This window comes from Brevibacillus sp. WF146 (assembly GCF_001673705.2).
Taxonomy (GTDB): domain Bacteria; phylum Bacillota; class Bacilli; order Brevibacillales; family Brevibacillaceae; genus Brevibacillus; species Brevibacillus thermoruber.
In genome coordinates this window covers 3,728,076-3,749,502 of record NZ_CP109943.1, presented here as the reverse complement: position 1 = coordinate 3,749,502, position 21,427 = coordinate 3,728,076, and the positions used below count along the sequence as shown (strand labels likewise).

Here is a 21,427-nt window from a genome sequence, read left to right as displayed (position 1 = left end):
ATGAACAAGGGAAAAGCACTGAAACCAGGGGATACGATCGGGATCATCGCCCCGTCAAGTCCTCCGAAAGAAATCGACAGCGTATATCAGGCCAAGGAAGATCTGGAAGCGTTGGGATTCCGGGTGGTACTGGGAGAAACCTGCTATGAAAGCTGCGGCGGCTATCTGGCGGGAACACCCGAACACAGGGCGGCCGAGCTGAACGACATGTTTGCCGCCCCCGACATCGACGCCGTGATGGCTTTACGCGGGGGGTACGGCTCGCCGCAAATCCTGCATCTTCTCGACTACGACATGATCGCGCAAAACCCGAAACTGTTCATCGGGTACAGCGACATTACCGCACTGCACACGGCGCTCCGGCAGCAGGCGGGATTGGCAACCCTGCACGGTCCCAACGCATCTCCCGGACTGCTCAGCGGGACCAACGCGTATACGCGGGAATGCCTGCTGCGCGCCATGACCAGCCCCGAGCCGCTGGGCGAGATCGTCAACCCGCCGGGGGAGGAGATCGTCTGTCTGGTGGAAGGAGAGGCGTGCGGCGAGATCGTCGGCGGCAATCTCTCGCTGGTGGCGGCGCTGGCGGGCACGCCCTTCCAGGTGGAGGCGAAAGGCAAGCTGCTCTTCCTGGAGGATGTGGACGAGGAGCCGTACCGGGTGGACCGCATGCTGACCCAGTTGGCGCTGGCCGGCACGTTTGCGGAGTGTGCCGGGGTCATCCTCGGCACGTGGACCAACTGCAAGCCGAAAAAGCGGGAAGGCTTTACCGTCCTCGACGTCTTTTCCAACATCGTCGCGCCGTATCAAAAGCCGATGATCTGGAATCTGCAGGCAGGCCACGGCGACAACAACGCCGCCCTGCCGTTCGGCGTGCAGGCCTATCTTGACGCGACAGGCTGCCGGCTGATCGTCGAGGAGGCGGTCGTCCGGTGAAACCGGACAAGGAGGCGGTCTGGCGGCGGGCCGGATCGCCGTCAGGGACGGACAGATGATCGCGGGGTCCGCCCCCCTTTACATCTCCGCACGCGGGGAAAACGGCCACGGCGCTTTGGAGGAAAAAGCGCCGCGGTGAAAGGGAACGGCCGCAGCGTCTGCGAGGGAATAAACAGCGGCTCACAGCGAAATACTAACATCGTTCTGTTCCATCACCATGCGAGGAAAGGATGAAGCGACGACGGATGAGCCCTGCTGTGACAGAAGTGAAAAGCCGTTCCCTGACAGACGTGTTGAACAAGCAGATTGCCAACTGGAGCGTCCTGTACATAAAACTGCACCACTACCACTGGTATGTGACAGGACCCCACTTTTTCACGCTTCACGAAAAGTTTGAGGAGCTGTACAACGAGGCGGCCGGCTACGTGGACGAACTGGCGGAGCGGCTGCTGGCCATTGGCGGACAGCCGGCCTCGACGATGAAAGCCTGTCTGGAGCAGTCGACCCTGCGCGAAGCGGCGGGCGGGGAGACTGCGGAACAAATGGTCCAGGCGGTGGCCGCCGACTTCCAGCAGGTGATCCGCGAGCTGGAGGAGGGCATGTCCATCGCCGAACAGGCAAACGACCAGGCGACCAGCGACATGTTTCTGGAGATCAGCACCAGCCTGCAAAAGCACGTCTGGATGCTGCAGGCGTTTCTCGGCCGGCAGCCGTGAAAAAAAATCCCCCCTGGGCCCGAACGAAAAGGCCCCGGGGGGATTTTGTTTAGACAAACAGGTTGATGCCGGCGTCTTCGGCGTCGCCCAGGTAGCTGGCGACACCGGCGAATTCGACGCCGTCGATCAGCTCTTCCGGCTTGATGCCCATGATCTCCATGCTCATCGTGCAGGCCACCAGCTTGACGCCGGCCGCCTGCGCGTTGCGCATCAGTGTCTCCAGGGAGTCGACGTTTTTCTGTTCCATGACGTAGCGGATCATCTTCGCCCCGAGACCGCCCATGTTCATTTTGGACAAGGGCAGATCGTGCGGTCCTTTGGGCATCATCGCCCCCAGCATTTTCTCCAACGGCTGTTTGCCGGACGCGGACGCGCCCTGCTTCCGCAAGATGTTCAGGCCCCAGAAGGTAAAGAACATGGTCACGCGTTTCCCCATCGCTGCGGCCCCCGAGGCAATGATAAACGAAGCGATCGCCTTGTCCAGGTCGCCGCTGAACACGATCAGGGTGGCGCCGTTTTTGGACGGGACGGCCGAGACGGCAGCGGGAGACGCGTCTGACACGCCGGGGTTCGCCTCCTTCGCCGAAGCTGCCTGCAGAGCGGCCGCTTCTTTTGCGGCGCCGCCTTTGCGGATGTAGGCGGTGCAGACGTTTTTGTCCAGCTCGGAATGGAGCAGGACGTGGCCGGTCTTTTCGCACCAGGCGGCGATGTCTTTGCCAAAGCCCGGATCGGTGGCGGAGACGGCCAGCACTTCACCCGGATTCATCTGCTGTATCGCCTGAAACACCTGCATGATCGGCCCGGGGCACTGCAGTCCGCAGGTGTCGATGGTGACGTGGGCGGATGGGTGCGCTTCCGCGGAATGACCCCCTGCGGGACGATCCGCCGGCCGTGTGTCGGCCTGCCGGTCCCCGGCCGCCCCTGTGCCGTCAGGGTCGCGCGGCGGCCGCGATTTTTCCCGGGCGGCATACGAATAGGTCTTGTAGCCCCCGTCCAGGTTTTTCACCCGGTACCCGTGCTGGGCCAGGATCCGGGCGGCCAGGTAGCCTCTCAGCCCCACCTGGCAGGAGACGTACACCGGCCGATCGCGCGGGATGTCCGCCAGCCGATCCCGCAGTTGATCCAGCGGAATGTTGATCGAGCCCGGCACAAAGCCCGCCTCCCGCTCGATCGGTTCGCGCACGTCGATCAGCAGGCCGCCGTCCGCCACAATTTGGTCGATTTCGTGCCATTGAACGGTTTCGGCCAGCCCGTCGACGATGTTGGAGGCGACGTACCCGGCCAGGTTGACGGGATCTTTGGCCGACGAGTACGGCGGGGCGTAGCAGAGCTCCAGATCGGGCAGGTCCCGCACGGTAAGACCGGCCTTCATCGCCGTGGCGATTACGTCGATGCGCTTGTCGACGCCGTCCGCCCCGACCGCCTGGGCGCCGAGGATGCGGCCCGTGCTGCGGTCAAACAGCAGCTTGAGCGACAATTGGGCTGCGCCCGGGTAGTACCCGGCGTGGGAATTGGGGTGGATGTGGACCGTCTCGTAGGGGATGCCCCATTTTTTCAGCGTCTTTTCGTTGTTGCCGACGACGGCGGCCGTCAGGGAAAAGACTTTGACGATGGCCGTTCCCAGCGCGCCCCGGTAGGAGACGTCCATGCCGTTGATGCGGTCGGCCACCAGCCGCCCCTGCCGGTTGGCTCCCCAGGCGAGCGGCACCACCGTCGGCTGTCCGTTCACCAGGTCGTGCACCTCGATGGCGTCACCGATGGCGTAGATGCTGGGATCGCTCGTCTGCAGCGTGGGGGACACCTTGATCGCGCCGCGCACGCCCAGCTCCAGTCCCGCCTCTTTGGCCAGCTCGCTTTCCGGCTGCACGCCGATGGCCAGCACGATCATGTCGGCGGTCAGCTCGCGGCCGCTTTGCAGCAGGATGCGCCGCCCCTTGTCCGCCAGGGCTTGGACGGCATCTCCCAGGACGAGTTCCACGCCGTTCGCCCGCATGTGCTCCTGCACGATGGCAGCCATTTCGAAGTCAAGCGGCGCCAGCACCTGATTGCCCATCTCCACCAGCGTCACGGCGACACCGCGCTCCCGCAGGTTTTCCGCCATTTCCACGCCGATGAATCCGCCGCCGATCACGACCGCATGCTGCGGGCGGGCATTGTCCACGTATGCCTTGATTCTGTCTGTGTCGGGGATGTTCCGCAGCGTAAACAGGGCTTCCGCCTCCTGGATGCCGGGCCAGTCGGGGACGATCGGCTTGGCGCCGGGTGCCAGCACCAGGATGTCGTAGTCCTCCTCGTACGTCTCGCCCGTCTGCAGGTTGCGGATCGTCACCGTTTTGGCCGCCCGGTTGATCCGCGTCACTTCGCTCTGGGTGCGGATGTCGAGGGCAAACCGCCGGCTCATTCTCTCCGCCGTCTGGACAAACAGCTTGCCTCGCTCGCGGATCGCTCCGCCGATGTAGTATGGCAGGCCGCAGTTGGCGAACGAAATGTGTTCGCCGCGCTCCACCATCACAATCCGATCCGTTTCGTTCAGACGGCGCAGGCGGGCGGCTGCGGTCGCGCCGCCGGCCACGCCGCCGACAATCACGATTTTTCTCTCCATATGCAGTCCCTCCGGTTCGTTTTCGCACGGCAAACGCCGGGCGTTCGATCTGGATCAGGCAACGTTTCATTATACCTACGGGGGTATATACCTATGTGGGTATTATGAATCGTCTGCACCTTTCTTGTCAAGAGACGCACCTCACGTGTTCCCAAGAAGCGGCCGCAGGTGGTACACTATTGTGGAACATTTTACAGGACATGAACGAGAAAGGATGTACGGTTCCCATGGCATCTCCTTACATGACTTTCAGTCGCGAGCAGTGGAGAGGACTGCGGGCTTCCACGCCGCTTACCATATCAGACGAAGAGTTGGCCTGTCTGCAGGGGTTGAACGAAAAGCTCTCCCTGTCGGAAGTGGCGGACATCTACCTGCCGCTCTCCCGGCTGTTGAACCTGTATGTGGGGGCCACCCAGGAACTGTATCATGCCACGCATACATTCCTCGGCAAGCAGGACAAGAAGGTGCCGTTCATCATCGGCATCGCCGGCAGCGTAGCGGTCGGCAAGAGCACAACCGCCCGCATTTTGCAAACGCTTTTATCCCGCTGGCCCAACCATCCCAAAGTGGACCTGGTGACCACGGACGGCTTTCTCTACCCCAACCGCGTCCTCGAAGAGCGCGGCCTGATGAAGCGCAAAGGGTTTCCCGAAAGCTACAACACCAAACGGCTGGTGTCGTTTCTGTCCGACGTCAAGTCCGGCGTGCCGGAAGTGGCCGCCCCCGTCTACTCCCATCTGGTGTACGACATCGTGCCCGGCGAGTGGCAGGTGGTGCGCGAACCGGACATCTTGATCGTGGAGGGGCTGAACGTCCTGCAGACGCCGGTGGACGAAAAACAGCGCCGCGTGACGGAAGTCTTCGTCTCCGACTTTTTCGATTTCTCCATTTACGTCGACGCGCGCGAAGAGGACATCATGAAGTGGTACGTGGAGCGGTTCAAGCTGCTGCGCGAGACGGCCTTCTCCAACCCGGCCTCCTACTTCCGCCGCTACGCCAACCTCACTGACGAAGAGGCGACGGCGGTGGCCACGAGCATCTGGACGGAGATCAACGGCATCAACCTGCGGAAAAACATCCTGCCGACGCGGGGACGCGCCCAACTGATTTTGGAAAAGGGGCCGGATCACATGGTCCAGAGCGTAAAGCTCCGCAGGCTGTAACCCCGGTGAATCCCCGAACGCAAAGAGGACAGTCCGGCTGGCGGACGTTTGCGGTCGGTGCGGACAGCCCTGGTTCGAAATCCTCGAGGAAAGGATCTGGTAAGAGTGAAAATCGTCAGTGCCTGTCTGATCGGCTGCCAGTGCCGGTATGACCAGCGCGCCTGTCTGGACGCGGAAACCGAGGCGCTGCTCAAGGAAGGAAAGGCGATTCCCGTCTGTCCCGAGCAGTTGGGCGGTCTGCCGACGCCGCGCCCGCCGGCGGAGATCGTCGGCGGCGACGGCTTTGACGTCCTGGACGGCCGGGCCCGGGTGATCGACCGGACCGGCCGCGACGTGACGGCCGAGTTTCTCGCCGGGGCCCGGCAGGCGCTCAGGCTGGCGCAGGCGGTGGGGGCCACCTCCGCCGTGCTGAAGGAGAACAGTCCCTCCTGCGGCAGCTCGTTCGTCTACGACGGAACGTTCTCCGGCAACAAAACGGCCGGAGTGGGCGTGACCGCCGCGCTGCTGATCCGCAGCGGAATCGCGGTCCAATCGGAGCAGACGAAATAAAAGGAGATAGCGGCGGGCTCTCTCCCGCCATCCCTGAAACGCCGGCGGCTCTGGTCCTGCCGCCCGATGCGCGGACGGAGCCATTGAAAGGAGCGGGGGAAAGGGGGAGGCGGCGAACCCGCGAAGCCATGCAAACAGGCCCGAGGCATTGCCTCGGGCCTGGCGGTTTTCTATTTCGTTTCCACGGCGTGCCCGCCAAATTCATTTCGCAGGGCAGCCACCACTTTGCCGTGGAAGGTGTCTTCCTCCAGCGAGCGGTAGCGCATCAAGAGGGACATCGCGATCACCGGCGTCGCCACCTGCAGGTCCAGCGCCGTCTCCAGCGTCCATTTGCCTTCGCCGGAGGAGTGCATGACGCCGCGAATGCTGTCCAGCTTCGCGTCTTTGCGGAAGGCCCGTTCGGTCAAATCCATCAGCCACCCGCGGATGACGGAGCCGTTGGCCCAGACGCGCGCCACTTCGGCGAAGTCAAACGTGTAGCTGCTCTTCTCCAGCACTTCAAAGCCCTCGCCGATCGCCTGCATCATGCCGTACTCGATGCCGTTGTGCACCATTTTCAGGAAGTGTCCGCTGCCTGCTTCCCCCGCGTACAGGTAGCCGTTGTCAACGGTAATATCCTTTACCAGCGGTTCGATGTGGGCAAACGCCTCCTTGTCCCCGCCAATCATCATGCAGGCACCGTTCCGTGCCCCTTCCATTCCGCCGCTTGTGCCGACATCGAGGAAATGGATGCCCTTTTGCTTGAGCGTGTGATACCGCTCAACCGACTGCTTGTAGTGGGAATTTCCGCCGTCGATCACAATGTCGCCGGGGGACAGAAGGCCGGACAGCTGTTCAATCAGCTTGTCCACGATGTTCCCCGCCGGCACCATCAGCCACACGATACGCGGCGCAGACAGTTTCGCGACCGCCTCTTCGACCGAAGCGGCCGGAATCGCTCCGTGCCTGCCCAGTTCAGCGGCAGGGGCAGGGTTGACGTCATAGGCGACGACCTCGTGCCGGTGGGAGAGCAAGTTCAGGGTGAGATTGTATCCCATTTTGCCTAATCCAATCATCGCTAATCGCATTGCTATCGAAACACTCCTTAGTATCCAGGTTGTCAAACTCGCGGGATCTGACTTAGCTGTATTATATGACAAAAATATTCGTGTTTCATCACAAATGAAGAAAATTTTTTTCAAAATGACTTCGTCCCGGAAATTGCCTATAATGTGTACCAGAATAAATGTGAACCAGAAAGACATGATTGAGAGGTGCATGTCGTTTGCCCGAATCCACACCGCGTGTTTCCGAAAGCGTTCTCGCCAAACTGCGCGCCGTTTATTCGCAGCTCAGCAGCAAAGAGCAGCAGGTGGCCGGCTACATCCTGGAGCATGCGAGCGACATTGTCCATTTGTCCATTACCGAGCTGTCCGAGTTATGCGAATGCGCTGATGCGACCGTCTTTCGCCTCTGTCGGCGGTTGGGCTTTCGGGGGTATCAGGCGTTCAAGATTGCGCTGGCAAGCGAAGTGACGAACCCCAAGCAGGCGATTTACCAGGAAATCAACCTGGAGGATGACGACGTTCTTTCCATAGCCGGCAACATTTTCGCCGCAAACATGGAAACGCTGCGCGATACGCTGCATATTCTCAACCGCGACGAATTGTCCACCATCATCGATTGGCTGGCGGGCGCCAAACGCATTGAATTCTACGGGTCCGGCGGATCGGCCGCCATCGCCCAGGACGCCTATCACAAGTTCATGCGTACCGGGATCCCCTGTATTCATCACGCCGATGCCCACTATCAGGTGATGTCGGCCTCCCTCTTGCAGAAAGGGGACGTGGTTGTGGGGATTTCCCACTCCGGTTCGAACAAGGACATCCTGGAAGCGCTGCGCGTGGCGAAGGACGCCGGAGCGAAAACGATCGGCATCACCAGCTACGGCAAATCGCCGCTGGTAAAACTGGCGGACTGCTGCCTGTATACGACCTCGCGCGAGACGGTTTTCCGCACGGAAGCGCTCTCTTCCCGCCTGGCCCAGCTTTTCCTGATCGACCTCCTGTACGTGGCGGTTTCCCTCCGCCGGGAAGCGCAAACGGTCGAGAACATCCAGCATATCCGGGAAGCCATTTCCTTAAAACGCCTCTGACCACGGGCGTTTTTTTTTCTTGGAGATACGATTGGTGGCGGAAAGCGTGGAGATGCACTTTTTGAAACAAATTTTTTTCTCATGTATTAACAAAAGAAAAAAATTTCGATATAATCACCTTGACCATCTTGAAAGCGGATACACATGAAGGGTGAGACCATAATGAACGAAACGTATTTTATCGGACTGGACATCGGCACAACCAGCACAAAGGCGATTGTGTTCACGCGCTCCGGTTCGATCAAGGGAACGGGGAATGTCGATTATCCGCTGCTCGTTCCGCAGCCTTCGTGGGCGGAACAGGAGCCGGACGCGATTTTTGCCGCGGTCATACAAGCGCTCCGCCAGGCGATTGCCCAGGCCGGGGCGCAGCGGTCGGAAATCGCCGGCATCGGGTTCAGCACGGCCATGCACAGCCTGATCGCCGTGGACGCCAGCGGCAATCCGCTGACCAACGTCATCATCTGGGCGGACAACCGCAGCGTGGAGCAGACGGAGCGCTTGAAACGGGACGGCACCGGCCACCGGATCTACCTGGCCACCGGGACGCCGATCCATCCGATGTCTCCTCTGACCAAACTGATCTGGATGAGGGAGAAGGACCCCGACACGTTCCGCAGGGCGGCCAAGTTTCTCTCGATCAAGGAGTACGTGATTTATCGGCTCTTTGGTCAATTCGTGGTCGATTATTCCATCGCGTCGGCCACGGGGCTGTTCAATCTGAAGCGGCTTGATTGGGACGAGGAGGCGCTGCGCGTCGCCGGCATCTCCGCGCAGCAGTTGAGCGAGCCCGTCCCGACCACACACGTGCTGCGCGGCCTGGACAAGCGCTATGCGGACGAGATCGGCATCGAGCCCGATACGCCTTTTGTCGTGGGGGCAAGTGACGGGGTGCTGGCCAACCTGGGCGTCGGCGCCATCGAGCCGGGGCAGGTGGCGATCACCATCGGCACGAGCGGCGCTGTGCGGACCGTTGTACCGGAACCGATCACGGATCAGAAGGGACGAACGTTTTGTTACGTCTTGACCGACAAGCACTGGGTGATCGGCGGGCCGACCAACAACGGGGGATTGATGCTGCGCTGGTTCCGCGATGAGTTTAGCTGGCCCGAGGTGGAAAAGGCCAAGGAATTGGGCGTAGATCCGTACGACGTGATGATTCAGGCGGCCCAGGACGTGCCGGCCGGGGCGGAAGGCCTGCTGTTCCTGCCGTTTTTGTCCGGGGAGCGGGCCCCCTACTGGAACCCGCAGGCGCGCGGGTCGTTTTTCGGAATCGGCCTGCACCACAAGCGGCAGCACTTTATCCGCGCCGTGCTGGAAGGGATTTTGTTCAGCGTGTACAGCGTGGGGATCGCCCTTCGCGACTTGGCCGGAGGGGCCCGGGAGATTCGCGCGTCCGGCGGCTTTGCCCGCTCCAGGGAGTGGCGGCAAATCATGGCGGACATGTTTGGGTATGAGGTATTGATCCCGGAAACCCACGAAAGCTCCAGTCTGGGAGCGGCCGTGCTGGCGATGCATGCCGTCGGCGCCATCCGCGACCTGTCCGAGGTGAACGGCCTCCTGCGCATTGCTCACCGCCACGAGCCGGACCTGGAGCGTTCCGGCACCTATTTGGAGTTGTTTTACATCTACGAGCGGGTCTATCTCAACCTGCTTGAGGAGTACAAGCTCATCGCCGACTTTCAACAACGGTCGAGAACATCGCAGCACACGCGATAAAAAGGAGGGGTCACCATGCCGTTAGTCATCACCTTGCTGGCTATTATCATCCTGCTCATTCTGATCACCCGATTCAAGGTAAACCCGTTCATTACCCTGTTGATCGTTTCCGGTTTTGTCGGGATTGCCTCGGGGATGCCGCTCGACAAAATCGTCGATTCCATCAAGGAGGGGATGGGCGGTACGCTTGGATTCATCGCCATCGTGCTCGCGCTGGGCACCATGCTGGGGAAAATGATGGCGGAGTCCGGCGGCGCGGAGCGGATTGCCCGCACGCTGATCAACCTGTTCGGCGAAAAGAACGTCCACTGGGCGATGATGTTCGTGGCGTTTATCGTCGGGGTTCCCGTTTTCTTTCAGGTAGGCTTTGTGCTGCTGATTCCGCTGGTCTTCACCATCGCCCGTCAAACGGGAATGTCCCTGTTGAAGATTGGCATCCCGCTGATTGCGGGGCTGTCCATTGTGCACGGGATTGTTCCGCCCCATCCGGCGGCGATGGCGGCCGTCGATATTTTTCATGCGGACGTGGGCAAAACGATTTTTTACTCCATCCTGGTCTCCCTCCCGTCCGCCATCGTCGCCGGTCCCCTCTACGGAAGCTGGATCGGCAAACGGATCAAGACCAGCATCTCCTCGGAGCTGGCGGCGCAGTTGGCGGAACCGAAGCAGGACCGCGAACTGCCCGGTTTTGGCGTCACCGTGTTTACGATTTTGCTGCCGGTCATCCTGATGCTGGGGGCGACCATCGCGGACATCACGCTGCCGAAGGAACACGCGGTTCGCGTGTGGGCTGACTTCATCGGCAGCCCGATCACGTCCCTGCTGATTGCCACCGTGATCTCGTTCTGGACGCTGGGCTTTGCCCGCGGATTCACCAAGGACGACATTCTGAAGTTCACCAACGACTGCCTGGCGCCGACGGCCACCATTCTGCTGGTGATCGGGGCAGGCGGCGCGTTCAACAAGGTGCTGCTCAACAGCGGGGTGGGCGATTACATTGCCGATCTGGCCACAGCGTCGGCCATCTCCCCGATCTTCCTCGGTTGGCTCATCGCGGCGCTGATCCGCGTCGCCACCGGTTCGGCGACGGTATCGATGATGACCGCCGCGGGCATTGTCGCCCCGATTGCGCAGCAAATGCCCGGAACCAGTCCGGAGCTGTTGGTGCTGGCCACCGGCGCGGGATCGCTCATCCTGTCCCACGTAAACGATTCCGGTTTTTGGCTGATCAAGGAATATTTCAACATGAGCGTTCAGGATACGTTGAAGTCCTGGACGGTCATGGAAACCATCCTGTCCGTCACGGCCATTATCCTGATCATGGGCTTGTCCCTGTTCGTCTGAGAAAACAGGCGGCGCTTCCCCGAAGTGAGGAAGCACCGTGCGCCATCCCCTCACCGCGCGTGGGGGGATGTTTTTTTGTCATCGCTGTGCAGGGACCGTGTCTTCGCGTTTCACCGGAACACCAGCGACCAGGATTGCCGGTCGAACATCGAGCACCTGGAGGCCGGCGGCGAACAGGAGCGGCAGGTCGCGGAGGCGATGCGCATCGTCCGGGCCAACGGCGCCAACCGGGTCTACACCGCCGGCCGCTGACGGCCGCGCCCTACACGTCGGCCGAGGGCGCAAACATCCGGATGAACCGGCGGGCCGCCTTGGACAGATGGCGGCCGGTCTGCCAGACGACGGCGGCGGAGGAGGAGACGGAGGTGCCGGTTATCTCCAGGCAGCGGATCGTCTCGCCGGCCTGGGTCTCCCAGGCGGAGCGGGGGACGATTGACGCCGCCACGCCGGCCCCCACCATGCTGACGATCAGCGAGATGTCGGGACATTCACAGATGACGTGAGGGCTCACGCCCAGCCGGGAAAACTCCCGGACCAGCATCTCGTAGATGCCCAGCCCCGGCGCGCTGGGCATGATCAGCGGATGATCGGCGATGTCCCGCATGTGGATCCGGCTGGCGCCGGCCAGAGGGGAGGAGGCCGGAACGATCAGCACGAACGGCTCCTCTTCCAGCGGGATGGTGGTGCAGCCGGACAGCGAATGGGGCAGGCGGACGATGGCGACTTCGATCGTCCGCCGCTCCAGCCACTGGCTCAACAACTGCGTATCCCCTTTCCACACCTTGTAGCTGATCAGCGGATACTGCTGCTGAAACCGGCGGATTTGTTCCGGCAGCCCGTAGGAGGAGAGGGCGCTTACGCCGATTGACAGCGTGCCGCGGATGCCGGCTCCGGTTTCCTGCACTTCCGCGATCGCTTCCTCCATCTGGTGCACGATGTTGAGCGCCTGCCGGTAGAGCGTGACGCCCGCCTCCGTCAGCTCGATTCGTTTCCCCGCACGTTCCACCAGCGCCACGCCCAGTTCTTCTTCCATTTGCTTCAACTGCTGGCTGAGGGGCGGCTGGGCCATGCGCAGGCGCTTGGCGGCCCCGGTAATCTGCCCTTCTTCGGCAATGGCGATAAAATAGCGCAACTGACGGATGTCCACCGCACGATCCTCCCTTGCTTTCATATCGATTTCATATGAATCCTAGATGGAATCAATATTTTTCATATCATACAGGCTATGATAGCATATGTGTCGGTAACAAGCATGAGAAGCAAGCGAGAAAGAAGGGACAGATGCATGCGTACATGGTTGGATCACATCTTTCGTCTGCGTGCTTCCGACACGACCGTTCAACGGGAAATTACGGCCGGATGTATCGGCTTTGTCACGATCGTCTATATTGTCGCCGTCAACGCTTCGATTTTGCAGGACGCCGGGATTCCCCTGGAAGCGGGCATCCTGGCGACGGTGCTGACCGCGTTTGTCGGCTCGCTCCTGATGGCGTTCTGGGCCAACGCGCCGATTATACTGGTGCCGGGGATGGGCATCAACGCGCTGTTTACCTTTACCCTGTGCCAGACGATGGGGCTTCCCTGGCAGCAGGCGCTGGCCGCCGTCTTCCTCGCCGGGCTGCTGTTTTCCGCCATCGCCTTTACCCGGGCGGCGACGCTGCTGTCGGAGGCGATCCCCGTCTCCCTCAAAGAGGCGATCACGGTGGGAATCGGCTTGTTTCTCACCTTTATCGGGCTGCAGAAAGGGGGCTTGATCGTCACCAATCCCTCCACGTTTGTCGCCCTGGGCGATTTGGCCAGCCCGCAGGTGATCGTCACGCTGGCGACGCTTGTCCTGACGCTGATTTTGTTCATCCGCAGCGTGCCGGGAAACTTTCTGATCGGGATTGCCGCCGGGACGGTGATGGGGATGCTGGCGGGATTGGTACGGCCGGGAACGGGCAGCTTGGCCGCCTTGTCGCTGCACGAGTACGGCCGGGTGTTCGCCGGCTTGTCCTTCTCCGGGATGTGGACGCTGCCGTTCTGGGCCGCCGTGTTCTCGATGGCGATGGTGATCGTCTTTGAAAACATCGGCCTGCTGCACGGCCATACCGGCATGCTGGGCCAGCCGCAGAAGTTTCGCCGCTCCCTGCAGGCGACCGCCGTGTCCACCGCCCTGAGCGGCGTGCTGGGCACCAGCCCCACGGTGGCTTCGGTGGAATCGGCCGCGGGCATTGCCGCCGGAGGGAGAACCGGCCTGGCCTCGCTGGTCACCGGCGTGCTCTTCCTGCTGACGCTGGTGTTCCTGCCGCTGGTCAAGCTGATTCCCGACAGCGCGATCGCGCCGGTGTTGATCATCATCGGCGGGCTGATGCTGCAAAACGTGCAGAACATCAACCTGCGCGATTTCACCGAGGGCTTCCCCGCCTTCTTGATCATCGCCCTGATTCCGCTGTCCTACAGCATCGTGGACGGGATCGCCTTTGGCTTTGTCGCCTATCCGCTGCTGAAACTCGCCCTCGGCAAGCGCCGGGACGTGCCGGCGCTGCTCTACGTGATCGCCGGGCTGTTCCTGCTGAACATGGTGCTGCCCATCGTGGCGTAGGAAAGCTGCCAGCCGCGGCGAATGGGAGCCGTAGGCCGATCCGCACCTCGGCACGTCGACAGCTGTCTTATGCGCAAGTTGCGCACGGGACGGCTGTTTTTATTATGTTCGGCTTCTTTCGGGAGTGGACGACCTGCTTTCTCCGTTTTTTTGTCCGTCCGGCAGGAGGTACAAGGGGAAAGAGGGGGGATGATCATTTGGAGAAATGCCAGCACACCGACGGATTTTTCGTTGGGGCGAACGAGTATGACGAATCGTTGCTGCGGAGATGGTCGACGAAAAGTTTGCGCTGCTTGTTGTGTCACGGTCCGGTCAAATACCGGCACGGTCCAAAGATAAAGCCCCATTTTGCTCATGTAGCGAGGGCAGTTTGTGAGTACCGGGAGCCGGAGACCCATGAGCATGTCTGCGGCAAAGAGGTGATCAAGCAGTGGGTGAGCAGTCTGTTTCCCGCTAACAACACTACTGTGGAAGCGTGTGTATCAAACGGCAATCAGCGAGCGGACGTTCTCACCGTATTTCCGGACGGACAGCAATTGTGCATCGAGTTTCAATGTTCGCCCGTGCCTTTGGAAGTATTGCGAAAAAGAATGAAGGGTTACGAAGAAAACGGAATCGCTCAACTATGGATCATCGGGTATTCACGTTTCCGAGGAAAGCCGTTAAACCGGTTCCGGCTGCATGCTTGGGAGGATGTGATTCGCCAACGGCACAAGCAGATGCTCTGTGTACTGGACACCATGGACCAGACGATGTATGTGTTCGAAGGGGTTACCCCTCTGAAAGGTTACAAAACCTTGTTTACCAGTAAAAAAACATTCATGAAGAACCTACAAGAGGTTTCTGTTGCTCCCGATGGCACCGTCTCCGTCAAACAACCTTACGAAACGGCCAGTCCCATGCCAAAACACAAGCCGCAAAAGAAAAGGCCAATAACACAACTCTCTCAAATGGGGTCAACAAACCGGGGGGTGAAACAAACATTTGCGCAGCTTCAAACCATGCGGGAGAACGATTTTTTCACGAATCCTCTGCGCGCGTTTGCCATATCCGTGTTAGGGGATGAGAAGCATCTGAATCATCCCTTTTTCAATCAGCAGATCGCAGGTGATGACGTTTTTTGGATCGATCATCGTCTCTGGCAAAGTTATCTGTTTTTGACCGAAGTCCACAAGGTTTATCAGAGAAGGGCCAAGTATGCCACCGGATTTCATACCCCTGTGCTTTTTATCAAGCACCTGTTGGTTCATGATGGCCGGTTTCCCGAGCGTCCTTTCCAAACCGTGGTTCAACGATATGGTAATTTTCGATTGCTTCAGGCACGTCGTTCAGAGGACTGCGGGTATGCCGGGGTAAAAACGGTGCATGAACTGGTGTACGAATATTTTTGCCGATTGGAACAATTGGGCCTGCTGCGCAATGTGACGCCGAGACGGGAATCCCTTACAGCCGCAGGGCAATTATTTGGCAAATTTGAGGTGCTGTTTGATCGCTTTTGTCCCCGTCTCCACGGTGAAACGGAAGACGAGATCAAAGCGTTTTTTCGGCAGCATCGCCTGCGATATTGTAACGGCAGATGGCTGGAGGGCAGCGGAAAAACACTAAAACCGCTCCACATCTGAACGTGAAGCGGCGTTCTCAGATGGTGTCCGCACTAGCGTTTCACCAGAGCGAACGCGTGCCTCATTTGTTCCAGGGGCGGGCTCATGGTGTTGAACAGGTTACCTCCTGTTGTATCGATGGCAAACGGGTTGGACTGCGGTAGGGTAGCCACGTAGTCGGTGCGGGCCGCGACGATGGTCATGATTGCATCGCCAACCGGCAGTTTGTCCGGATTGTTCAACTTGTTCCACGCATCATGGTCGAACGCCATGATTTCCAGGACGGAGAAGTGGTTGGTCCACTTCCATGTGGACGTAAGAGATCCTTGTAATCATCTGTCTGCCGTTCCGTGCCTTTAGAATCAGTCCGTTGCTGTACAGATTGACCGGGTTTCAGTTCGACGAAGACGCCGCCGACGCTCCCGTCTTTGTCGTTGTCCAGACCCGGCATCCGCCCGGTGGGTTACAGAATCGTACCAGCTTGCTTGCATATCGGTGACAACCGGCTATTATGCCGTTCCCGCCGTTGCCATGCTCCTTTTGCCGGGCATGCGCATATCCTGTAGGTGAATCACGACAAAGGAGACAGGACGAGATGAGTGGATACTGGTACGGACCTTATCGGTACACATCTTACATGCCCTTGCGGCACGCCGCGCTGGAGGGGTACGATGACCGGATGAAGGTCGTCCTCCGGATGATACAGGAAGGCATCGCAGGAGAGCGGCAGGATGAGCTGTTTTACGACTACCTGATCGGGAAAGCGCCGACCGAGCAGGAAAAACAGGTGATTGCCGGCATTCGCGATGACGAGCGGAAACACCGCCGGCTGTTTCTCCAGCTCTACGGCCAGTTGACCGGACAGCGTCCTGTGACGCATGACGAGAACGAGGCGTTCCAGCCTCCGGAGAGCTATCTGGCCGGGATTGAACAGGCCCTGTTTGGCGAACTGAAAGCGTTCGAACGTTACCGCACCATCTATAAATACATTCCGCTGCAGTATCGGGATACCTTGTTTGAAATCATGACCGACGAGCTGAAGCACGCCAGCTATTACAACTGGCTGTACGCCAAGAACAGGTGACGCTCAAGCGACGGCCGCCGCTCCTGTGGGGGAGCGGTTGAAAATTGACCGATACCGGCAGGCAGACCGAAACCGCCCGAAATCGGAGCGGTTTTTTACCGCTCCCTGAAACGGCACGACGTACGCGCTGCGCAGCAAGACCGGCTTCCCCGAAAGGGCTTCGCCGAAGCGTGTCTGCCTGGCCCGAAGGCGCGCATCCGGCTGTTGTAGGGCCCATGACATTGTAGTACAATGATACAAACACACGTGAAAACAATAATCACTATCAATAAATGAGCCGCAAACATTGCCTGAACCGGAGATGATGACCATGCAGCAAGCAGACTTTGACAAACTGGAGCGGCACTTTTTTACCAGCAGGCGGGAGATGGCGAACGTCGTCTGGTCCGGCCCCGCGTCCGAGCTGTTGGAAACAGCGCAGATGTCCAGCCTGATCGGTGTGTACGCCCGACTGATCAAAGCGCCGGACCCGGCTCCGGCCGCCACCTATTTCAGCGGGTGGCTGTGCGGACCGGCCCTGGCTGTGCAGTACGCGATGTCCGTCTGGAACAAGGCGTTTGACCTGTCGCTGAACAACCTCACCGTGCAGTTGTACGCCCAGGACGGCTACCACCGGTTCTCGTTCATGCTCAACCGCTGGGCGGAGCAGGACGGGCCGGCCGACGAGGCGGCGAGAGCAGAGTGGCGCGGCAGGGTGCTTCAGGATGTGTACGGGAACACGGTCAGGCCGCTCTTGGAGGCCGTTTCGGCAGCGGCCGGGGTAAACGTCGGCCAGTTATGGGGACAGCTTCCGGCCCGCTTTCAATACGAACGGGACGGATGGCTCAAGGAGACGGAGCAGGAGCTGTTGCGCCGCCGGATCGCCGACGACTTCCGCTTTCTGACCGAGCAGCTTGACCCGCAGGTATTCGGCCGAACGAAAAATCCGTTGGGGGTGAAACTGCGGCTGATCGAAGACCCGTTCGATCCCGACCGGCAAGTCAGCATGAAAAGCGCCTGCTGTCTCTACTACCGCACGGAAGGAGGCCGTTACTGCTACACCTGTCCTCGCCTGAAGGAAGCGGAACGGGCGGACATGAGAGCCAGACTCAGAGCGGAGGCGGCTCTGGCGAAGGCCAAAAGCGAATGACATGCGGCCGCCATCCGCGGCAGGGCCGCCTCTGCATCGGTCGTCCCGCCTCCGCTGCTGCGGAAACGGGTTTTTTTTCCTGCAACAAAGCGCTGCGGACGCCGTCTTACTTAGTAAGAATAAAGAAACATCCCAACATGAATCGGGGGGATACCATGCGCAGGTTTCTTGTGCTCTGCCTGCTGGCCGGGCTGCTGCAGGGCTGCGCGGCGTCGGAAGAGAAGCCGAACGACCAGGCCCAACCCGGCACGGCGCCCGCTACGGCTCCATCGGATCAACCGCCCGCCACGGCTCCGTCAGAACCGCCGAACGATGCCGCTCCGGCACAGCCGGATGCCGGACAATCGCAACCCCGGTACGAGAACGACCGGTTTCAAGACGTGACCGTGAAAAAGACAAAAGAAGATACGTTTGAAGTAAAAGGGAAAGCCCGCGTATTTGAAGGCGTCGTTCACTACGTCGTCGAGGACGGTCATAATGAACTGGCAGCGGGGGTCACCCAGGCGTCCGCCGGGGGGCCCGAGTGGGGAGCGTTTCACTTTACGCTTTCCGTGAAAAAGGAGAATCCCAATACGTCGCTCACGCTGATCTTGTTTGAAGAAAGCGCAAAAGACGGCAGCAGAACGATGGAACTTCCCGTCCCGCTGCCCTGACGTCCGTCCGGACAGACGACCCGCGCACTCCGCTCGGGTCTTTTTTTGTGTTGTACGGATCTTGTCCCCGGGCCGGCAGGTGCGTAAATAGGGCGGCGGTCCGAGCCATCCCCCGCGTTTTTCATACCAAAGCTCCATTCAATCTTTGTGATTTATTTACATACAATTTAGACAACTTGTGTAGAATCAGGAATGAATTTCCATACAGGAAGGAAAGGGATGGGGACGATGGACAAGGAACGCAAGGTACAGGGGCGCTGGCGAAAACGATTGCTGGCGGCGGTGCTGGCCGGCTGCGTCATGCCCGCCGGACCGCTGCCCCAAGCGGGAGCGGAAACGGCCGGCCACGTGGTCATCAGCGAGGTGTTTGGCGGCGGCGGCAGCAGCGGCGCGGCGTATCGGCACGACTATGTCGAGCTGTACAATCCGACCGAAAAGGCCGTGACGCTGGACAACTGGTCGGTTCAGTACGCCTCCGCCACAGGCACAACGTGGCAGAAGACGGAGCTGTCCGGCAGCATTCCGCCGCACGGCTACTTCCTGATTCGGGAAGGGGGCGGCAGCGACGGGGCCAGCCTGCCCGCACCGGACGCCTCGGGCGGCATCGCCATGAAAGCGACGCAGGGGAAGGTGGCGCTGGTCAGCCACAGCCAACTGCTGTCGGGTGCCGATCCCGCCGGACAGCCGGGGGTCATCGACTTTGTCGGATACGGCAGCACAAACGCTGCCGAGGGAGGCAGCCCCGCCCCCGCACCGTCCGTCGTGACCAGTGTGTCCCGCAAAAGCAGCGCGTCCGCGGTGGTGCCGGGGGAGGGGAACGGCTGGGACACCGACCAAAACGGCAGCGATTTTGTCGCCGGCGAGCCGACGCCGAAACACAGCCGCAGTCCGGCGGAGCCGCCGCTCGACAATGGAAGCGATCCGGGCAAAGTGCCGGCCGTGACGGCCCAGCCGCCGGGTCCTGCCGTGTCCGCCGGAACGCTGGTGAAGCTGACGACCCCGCTGGAAGGGGCGGTCATACACTACACCCTGGACGGCACGGAACCGACCACGGCCAGTCCGGTTTATCAGCAGCCGATCGCGGTGGCCGAACCGCTGACGATCAAGGCGTTAGCCGTCAAGGACGGATGGACGGCGAGCGACGTCGCCGTCTACTCCTATACGATACAGGCCGACGTCGTCCGCATCCACGACATCCAGGGGGCGTCCCACGCGTCGCCCTACACAGGCGTGACGGTGGCAAACGTGGAAGGGATCGTCACGGCAGTCGCTGCGGGAGGGAGCGGCACGACCGGCTTTTACATGCAGGACCCTGAACCAGACAGCGATCCGCGCACGTCGGAAGGCCTCTACGTCTACGAGCCGAACGCCCGGGTAAAGGCGGGAGACCGCGTCCAGGTGAGCGGGATCGTCAAGGAGTACGTGAGCAAAAGCCGGCAGGAAACCGACCTGACGCTGACGGAGATCGACGCGACGTCCGTCCGGGTGCTGGCGAGCGATCAGCCGCTGCCCGCCCCGGTTGTGCTGGGAGAGGGGGCGTATTCCTTCCCGCACCGCGTGATCGACAATGACAGCTTTGCCCGCTTCGATCCCGAGGAGGACGGCATCGATTTCTGGGAGAGCGTGGAAGGGATGCTCGTCCAGGTGAATCATCCCCGTGTCGTGGGGGCGACGGAGACGTTTGCCAACCCGCCGAGCGCGGAGTTCGTCATCGTCGCCGACGGGGCCAATCCGGACGAGGTGCGCACCCCCGCGGGCGGCGTCGCGATCGCCGAGGACAGCTACAACCCGGAGCGGATCACGGTGGCCGACAAACTGGTCGCAGGGGCGCCCGCCGCAAAAGTGGGCGATACCTTTGCGGGGCCGATCGTCGGGGTGATCGACTACAGCTTTGCCAACTACAAACTGTACAACACCGAGCCGCTGCCGGCGCTGGCGAACAGCGGCCACGAACGGGAAGTCACGGCGCTCGAACCGCAGGCGGATCGCGTGACGATCGCCTCCTTCAACATCGAGAACTTCTCCGCCCGCGCGGATGCGGAAAAAGTGAGGCGCATTGCCGACTCGATTGTCGGCAATCTGAAGCGGCCGGACATCCTCGGCCTGATCGAGATGCAGGACAACAGCGGCCCGCAGGACGACGGCGTGACCGATGCCAGTCAGTCGGCGCAGGTGCTGATTGACGCCGTGGCGAAGCGGGGCGGCCCCGCCTACCGGTACGTGGACATCGCGCCCGAAGACAAGCGGGACGGCGGACAGCCGGGCGGCAACATCCGCGTCGGGTTCCTGTACAACCCCGAGCGCGTCCGGTTGGCCGAGCGGCCGGCGGGGGATGCCGTCACCGCCGTTCGCGTGGAAACGGAGCAGGGCATGGCCCGCTTGTCCCACAACCCGGGCCGTATCGACCCGGCCAACCCGGCGTTTGCCAACAGCCGCAAACCGCTTGCCGCCGAATTTTGGTTCGGCGACAAACCGCTGATCGTGATCGCCAACCACTTCAACTCCAAAGGAGGGGACACCCCCTTGTTCGGCGTCCGGCAGCCTCCCGTACTCGCGAGCGAAGCCCAGCGGGTGGAGATCGCCAAGGCGGTCAACGGGTTCGTCCGCGACATCCACGCCGCCGATCCGCAGGCCAACGTGGTCGTGCTCGGCGATCTGAACGACTTCCCGTTCTCCCGTCCACTGCGGACGCTGGAAGGGGACGTGCTCCGCAACATGGTGGAAACGCTGCCGGCCGGCGAGCGGTACACCTACGTGTACCAGGGCAACTCCCAGGCGCTCGACCACATCCTCGTCAGCCGCCACCTGGCGGAGCGCACAACCGTTGACATCGTCCACATCAACGCCGATTTCACCGGCGAACAGGGGCGGGCCAGCGACCACGACCCGGTGCTGGTGCAGATCGACCTGTCCGAGCGGAACGGGGGGCAGTCCCCTGACGTGCGGGCGCTCATCGTCCGGGAACGTCACGTCAAGCTGCGGCCCGGAAGCGAAGTGCGGCTTCAGGTGGCGGCCGTTTTGGGGAAAGGCGGGCGGCGGGACGTGACCACGGAATGCGTCTACACGTCCAGTGAGCCTGACCTCGTCGCCGTGAGCCCGGAAGGCGTCATTCGCGCGGCGGATCACGCCAAAAACAACGACCGGGCGGTCCTCACCGTCTCGTACGGCGGCCAAACGGCCAAGGTGCAGGTGACGGTCACCGGCGAAGCGGAGTGA

At 61.0% G+C, this 21,427-nt stretch carries 18 protein-coding genes; 14 read left to right on the top strand and 4 right to left on the bottom strand.

From position 1 onward, the window contains the following. Both A6764_RS18505 and A6764_RS18500 read left to right on the top strand, forming a co-directional pair. Complete coding sequence (locus tag A6764_RS18505; protein ID WP_065067918.1) at positions 1-933, top strand: S66 peptidase family protein; 933 nt, start codon at positions 1-3, stop codon at positions 931-933. 230 nt (positions 934-1,163) lie between these two features. Continuing rightward, on the top strand, positions 1,164-1,649 hold the full coding sequence (locus tag A6764_RS18500; protein ID WP_231558797.1) for a Dps family protein: 486 nt from the start codon (positions 1,164-1,166) through the stop codon (positions 1,647-1,649). Between the two features lie 49 nt (positions 1,650-1,698). Here A6764_RS18500 and A6764_RS18495 read toward each other — a convergent pair whose 3' ends face one another. Then, positions 1,699-4,251, bottom strand: a complete 2,553-nt coding sequence (locus tag A6764_RS18495) for a CoA-disulfide reductase (RefSeq protein WP_264622322.1) — start codon at positions 4,249-4,251, stop codon at positions 1,699-1,701. A 227-nt stretch (positions 4,252-4,478) separates the two neighbouring features. Between A6764_RS18495 and coaA the strand changes: the two genes are divergently transcribed. Beyond that, positions 4,479-5,414, top strand: a complete 936-nt coding sequence (gene coaA / locus A6764_RS18490) for a type I pantothenate kinase (RefSeq protein WP_029097805.1) — start codon at positions 4,479-4,481, stop codon at positions 5,412-5,414. A 105-nt stretch (positions 5,415-5,519) separates the two neighbouring features. Then, positions 5,520-5,963, top strand: coding sequence for a 2-thiouracil desulfurase family protein (locus A6764_RS18485; RefSeq protein ID WP_044898310.1), 444 nt, complete (start codon positions 5,520-5,522; stop codon positions 5,961-5,963). Between the two features lie 170 nt (positions 5,964-6,133). Here the strand turns inward: A6764_RS18485 and gnd are convergent, their stop codons facing one another. After that, the gene (gene gnd, locus A6764_RS18480) at positions 6,134-7,030 is read right to left on the bottom strand and encodes a phosphogluconate dehydrogenase (NAD(+)-dependent, decarboxylating) (RefSeq protein ID WP_065067921.1); all 897 of its coding nucleotides are present in this window, start codon (positions 7,028-7,030) and stop codon (positions 6,134-6,136) included. A 197-nt stretch (positions 7,031-7,227) separates the two neighbouring features. On the opposite strand from gnd, the gene A6764_RS18475 reads away from it, so the two are divergent. From A6764_RS18475 to A6764_RS18460, 4 genes are all read left to right on the top strand, one after another. After that, on the top strand, positions 7,228-8,097 hold the full coding sequence (locus A6764_RS18475) for a MurR/RpiR family transcriptional regulator (protein ID WP_065067922.1): 870 nt from the start codon (positions 7,228-7,230) through the stop codon (positions 8,095-8,097). A 162-nt stretch (positions 8,098-8,259) separates the two neighbouring features. Next, positions 8,260-9,816 (top strand): gluconokinase, encoded by a 1,557-nt coding sequence (gntK, locus tag A6764_RS18470; protein ID WP_065067923.1) that lies wholly within the window; start codon positions 8,260-8,262, stop codon positions 9,814-9,816. 15 nt (positions 9,817-9,831) lie between these two features. Continuing rightward, positions 9,832-11,160 carry a GntP family permease gene (locus A6764_RS18465; RefSeq protein WP_065067924.1) on the top strand — a complete coding sequence of 443 codons (1,329 nt, stop codon included), beginning with the start codon at positions 9,832-9,834 and terminating at the stop codon, positions 11,158-11,160. 24 nt (positions 11,161-11,184) lie between these two features. Then, complete coding sequence (locus A6764_RS18460) at positions 11,185-11,412, top strand: hypothetical protein (protein WP_141669762.1); 228 nt, start codon at positions 11,185-11,187, stop codon at positions 11,410-11,412. Between the two features lie 10 nt (positions 11,413-11,422). Here the strand turns inward: A6764_RS18460 and A6764_RS18455 are convergent, their stop codons facing one another. Next, positions 11,423-12,307 (bottom strand): LysR family transcriptional regulator, encoded by an 885-nt coding sequence (locus A6764_RS18455; RefSeq protein WP_035300698.1) that lies wholly within the window; start codon positions 12,305-12,307, stop codon positions 11,423-11,425. A 138-nt stretch (positions 12,308-12,445) separates the two neighbouring features. Between A6764_RS18455 and A6764_RS18450 the strand changes: the two genes are divergently transcribed. Then, entirely contained in the window at positions 12,446-13,744 is a 1,299-nt protein-coding gene (locus A6764_RS18450; RefSeq protein WP_065067925.1) for an NCS2 family permease, read from the top strand. Between the two features lie 197 nt (positions 13,745-13,941). Continuing rightward, entirely contained in the window at positions 13,942-15,366 is a 1,425-nt protein-coding gene (locus A6764_RS18445) for a competence protein CoiA (RefSeq protein ID WP_065067926.1), read from the top strand. Between the two features lie 32 nt (positions 15,367-15,398). Here A6764_RS18445 and A6764_RS18440 read toward each other — a convergent pair whose 3' ends face one another. Beyond that, positions 15,399-15,617 (bottom strand): hypothetical protein, encoded by a 219-nt coding sequence (locus A6764_RS18440; protein ID WP_065067927.1) that lies wholly within the window; start codon positions 15,615-15,617, stop codon positions 15,399-15,401. A gap of 323 nt (positions 15,618-15,940) precedes the next feature. Between A6764_RS18440 and A6764_RS18435 the strand changes: the two genes are divergently transcribed. The 4 genes from A6764_RS18435 to A6764_RS18420 all read left to right on the top strand — a co-directional run bounded on the left by A6764_RS18435 (position 15,941) and on the right by A6764_RS18420 (position 21,427). Continuing rightward, entirely contained in the window at positions 15,941-16,429 is a 489-nt protein-coding gene (locus tag A6764_RS18435; protein ID WP_065067928.1) for a ferritin-like domain-containing protein, read from the top strand. Between the two features lie 310 nt (positions 16,430-16,739). Beyond that, complete coding sequence (locus A6764_RS18430; RefSeq protein WP_051968097.1) at positions 16,740-17,558, top strand: (2Fe-2S)-binding protein; 819 nt, start codon at positions 16,740-16,742, stop codon at positions 17,556-17,558. A gap of 155 nt (positions 17,559-17,713) precedes the next feature. Further along, the gene (locus A6764_RS18425; protein ID WP_029097795.1) at positions 17,714-18,211 is read left to right on the top strand and encodes a Gmad2 immunoglobulin-like domain-containing protein; all 498 of its coding nucleotides are present in this window, start codon (positions 17,714-17,716) and stop codon (positions 18,209-18,211) included. A 219-nt stretch (positions 18,212-18,430) separates the two neighbouring features. Further along, entirely contained in the window at positions 18,431-21,427 is a 2,997-nt protein-coding gene (locus tag A6764_RS18420) for a chitobiase/beta-hexosaminidase C-terminal domain-containing protein (protein WP_264622321.1), read from the top strand.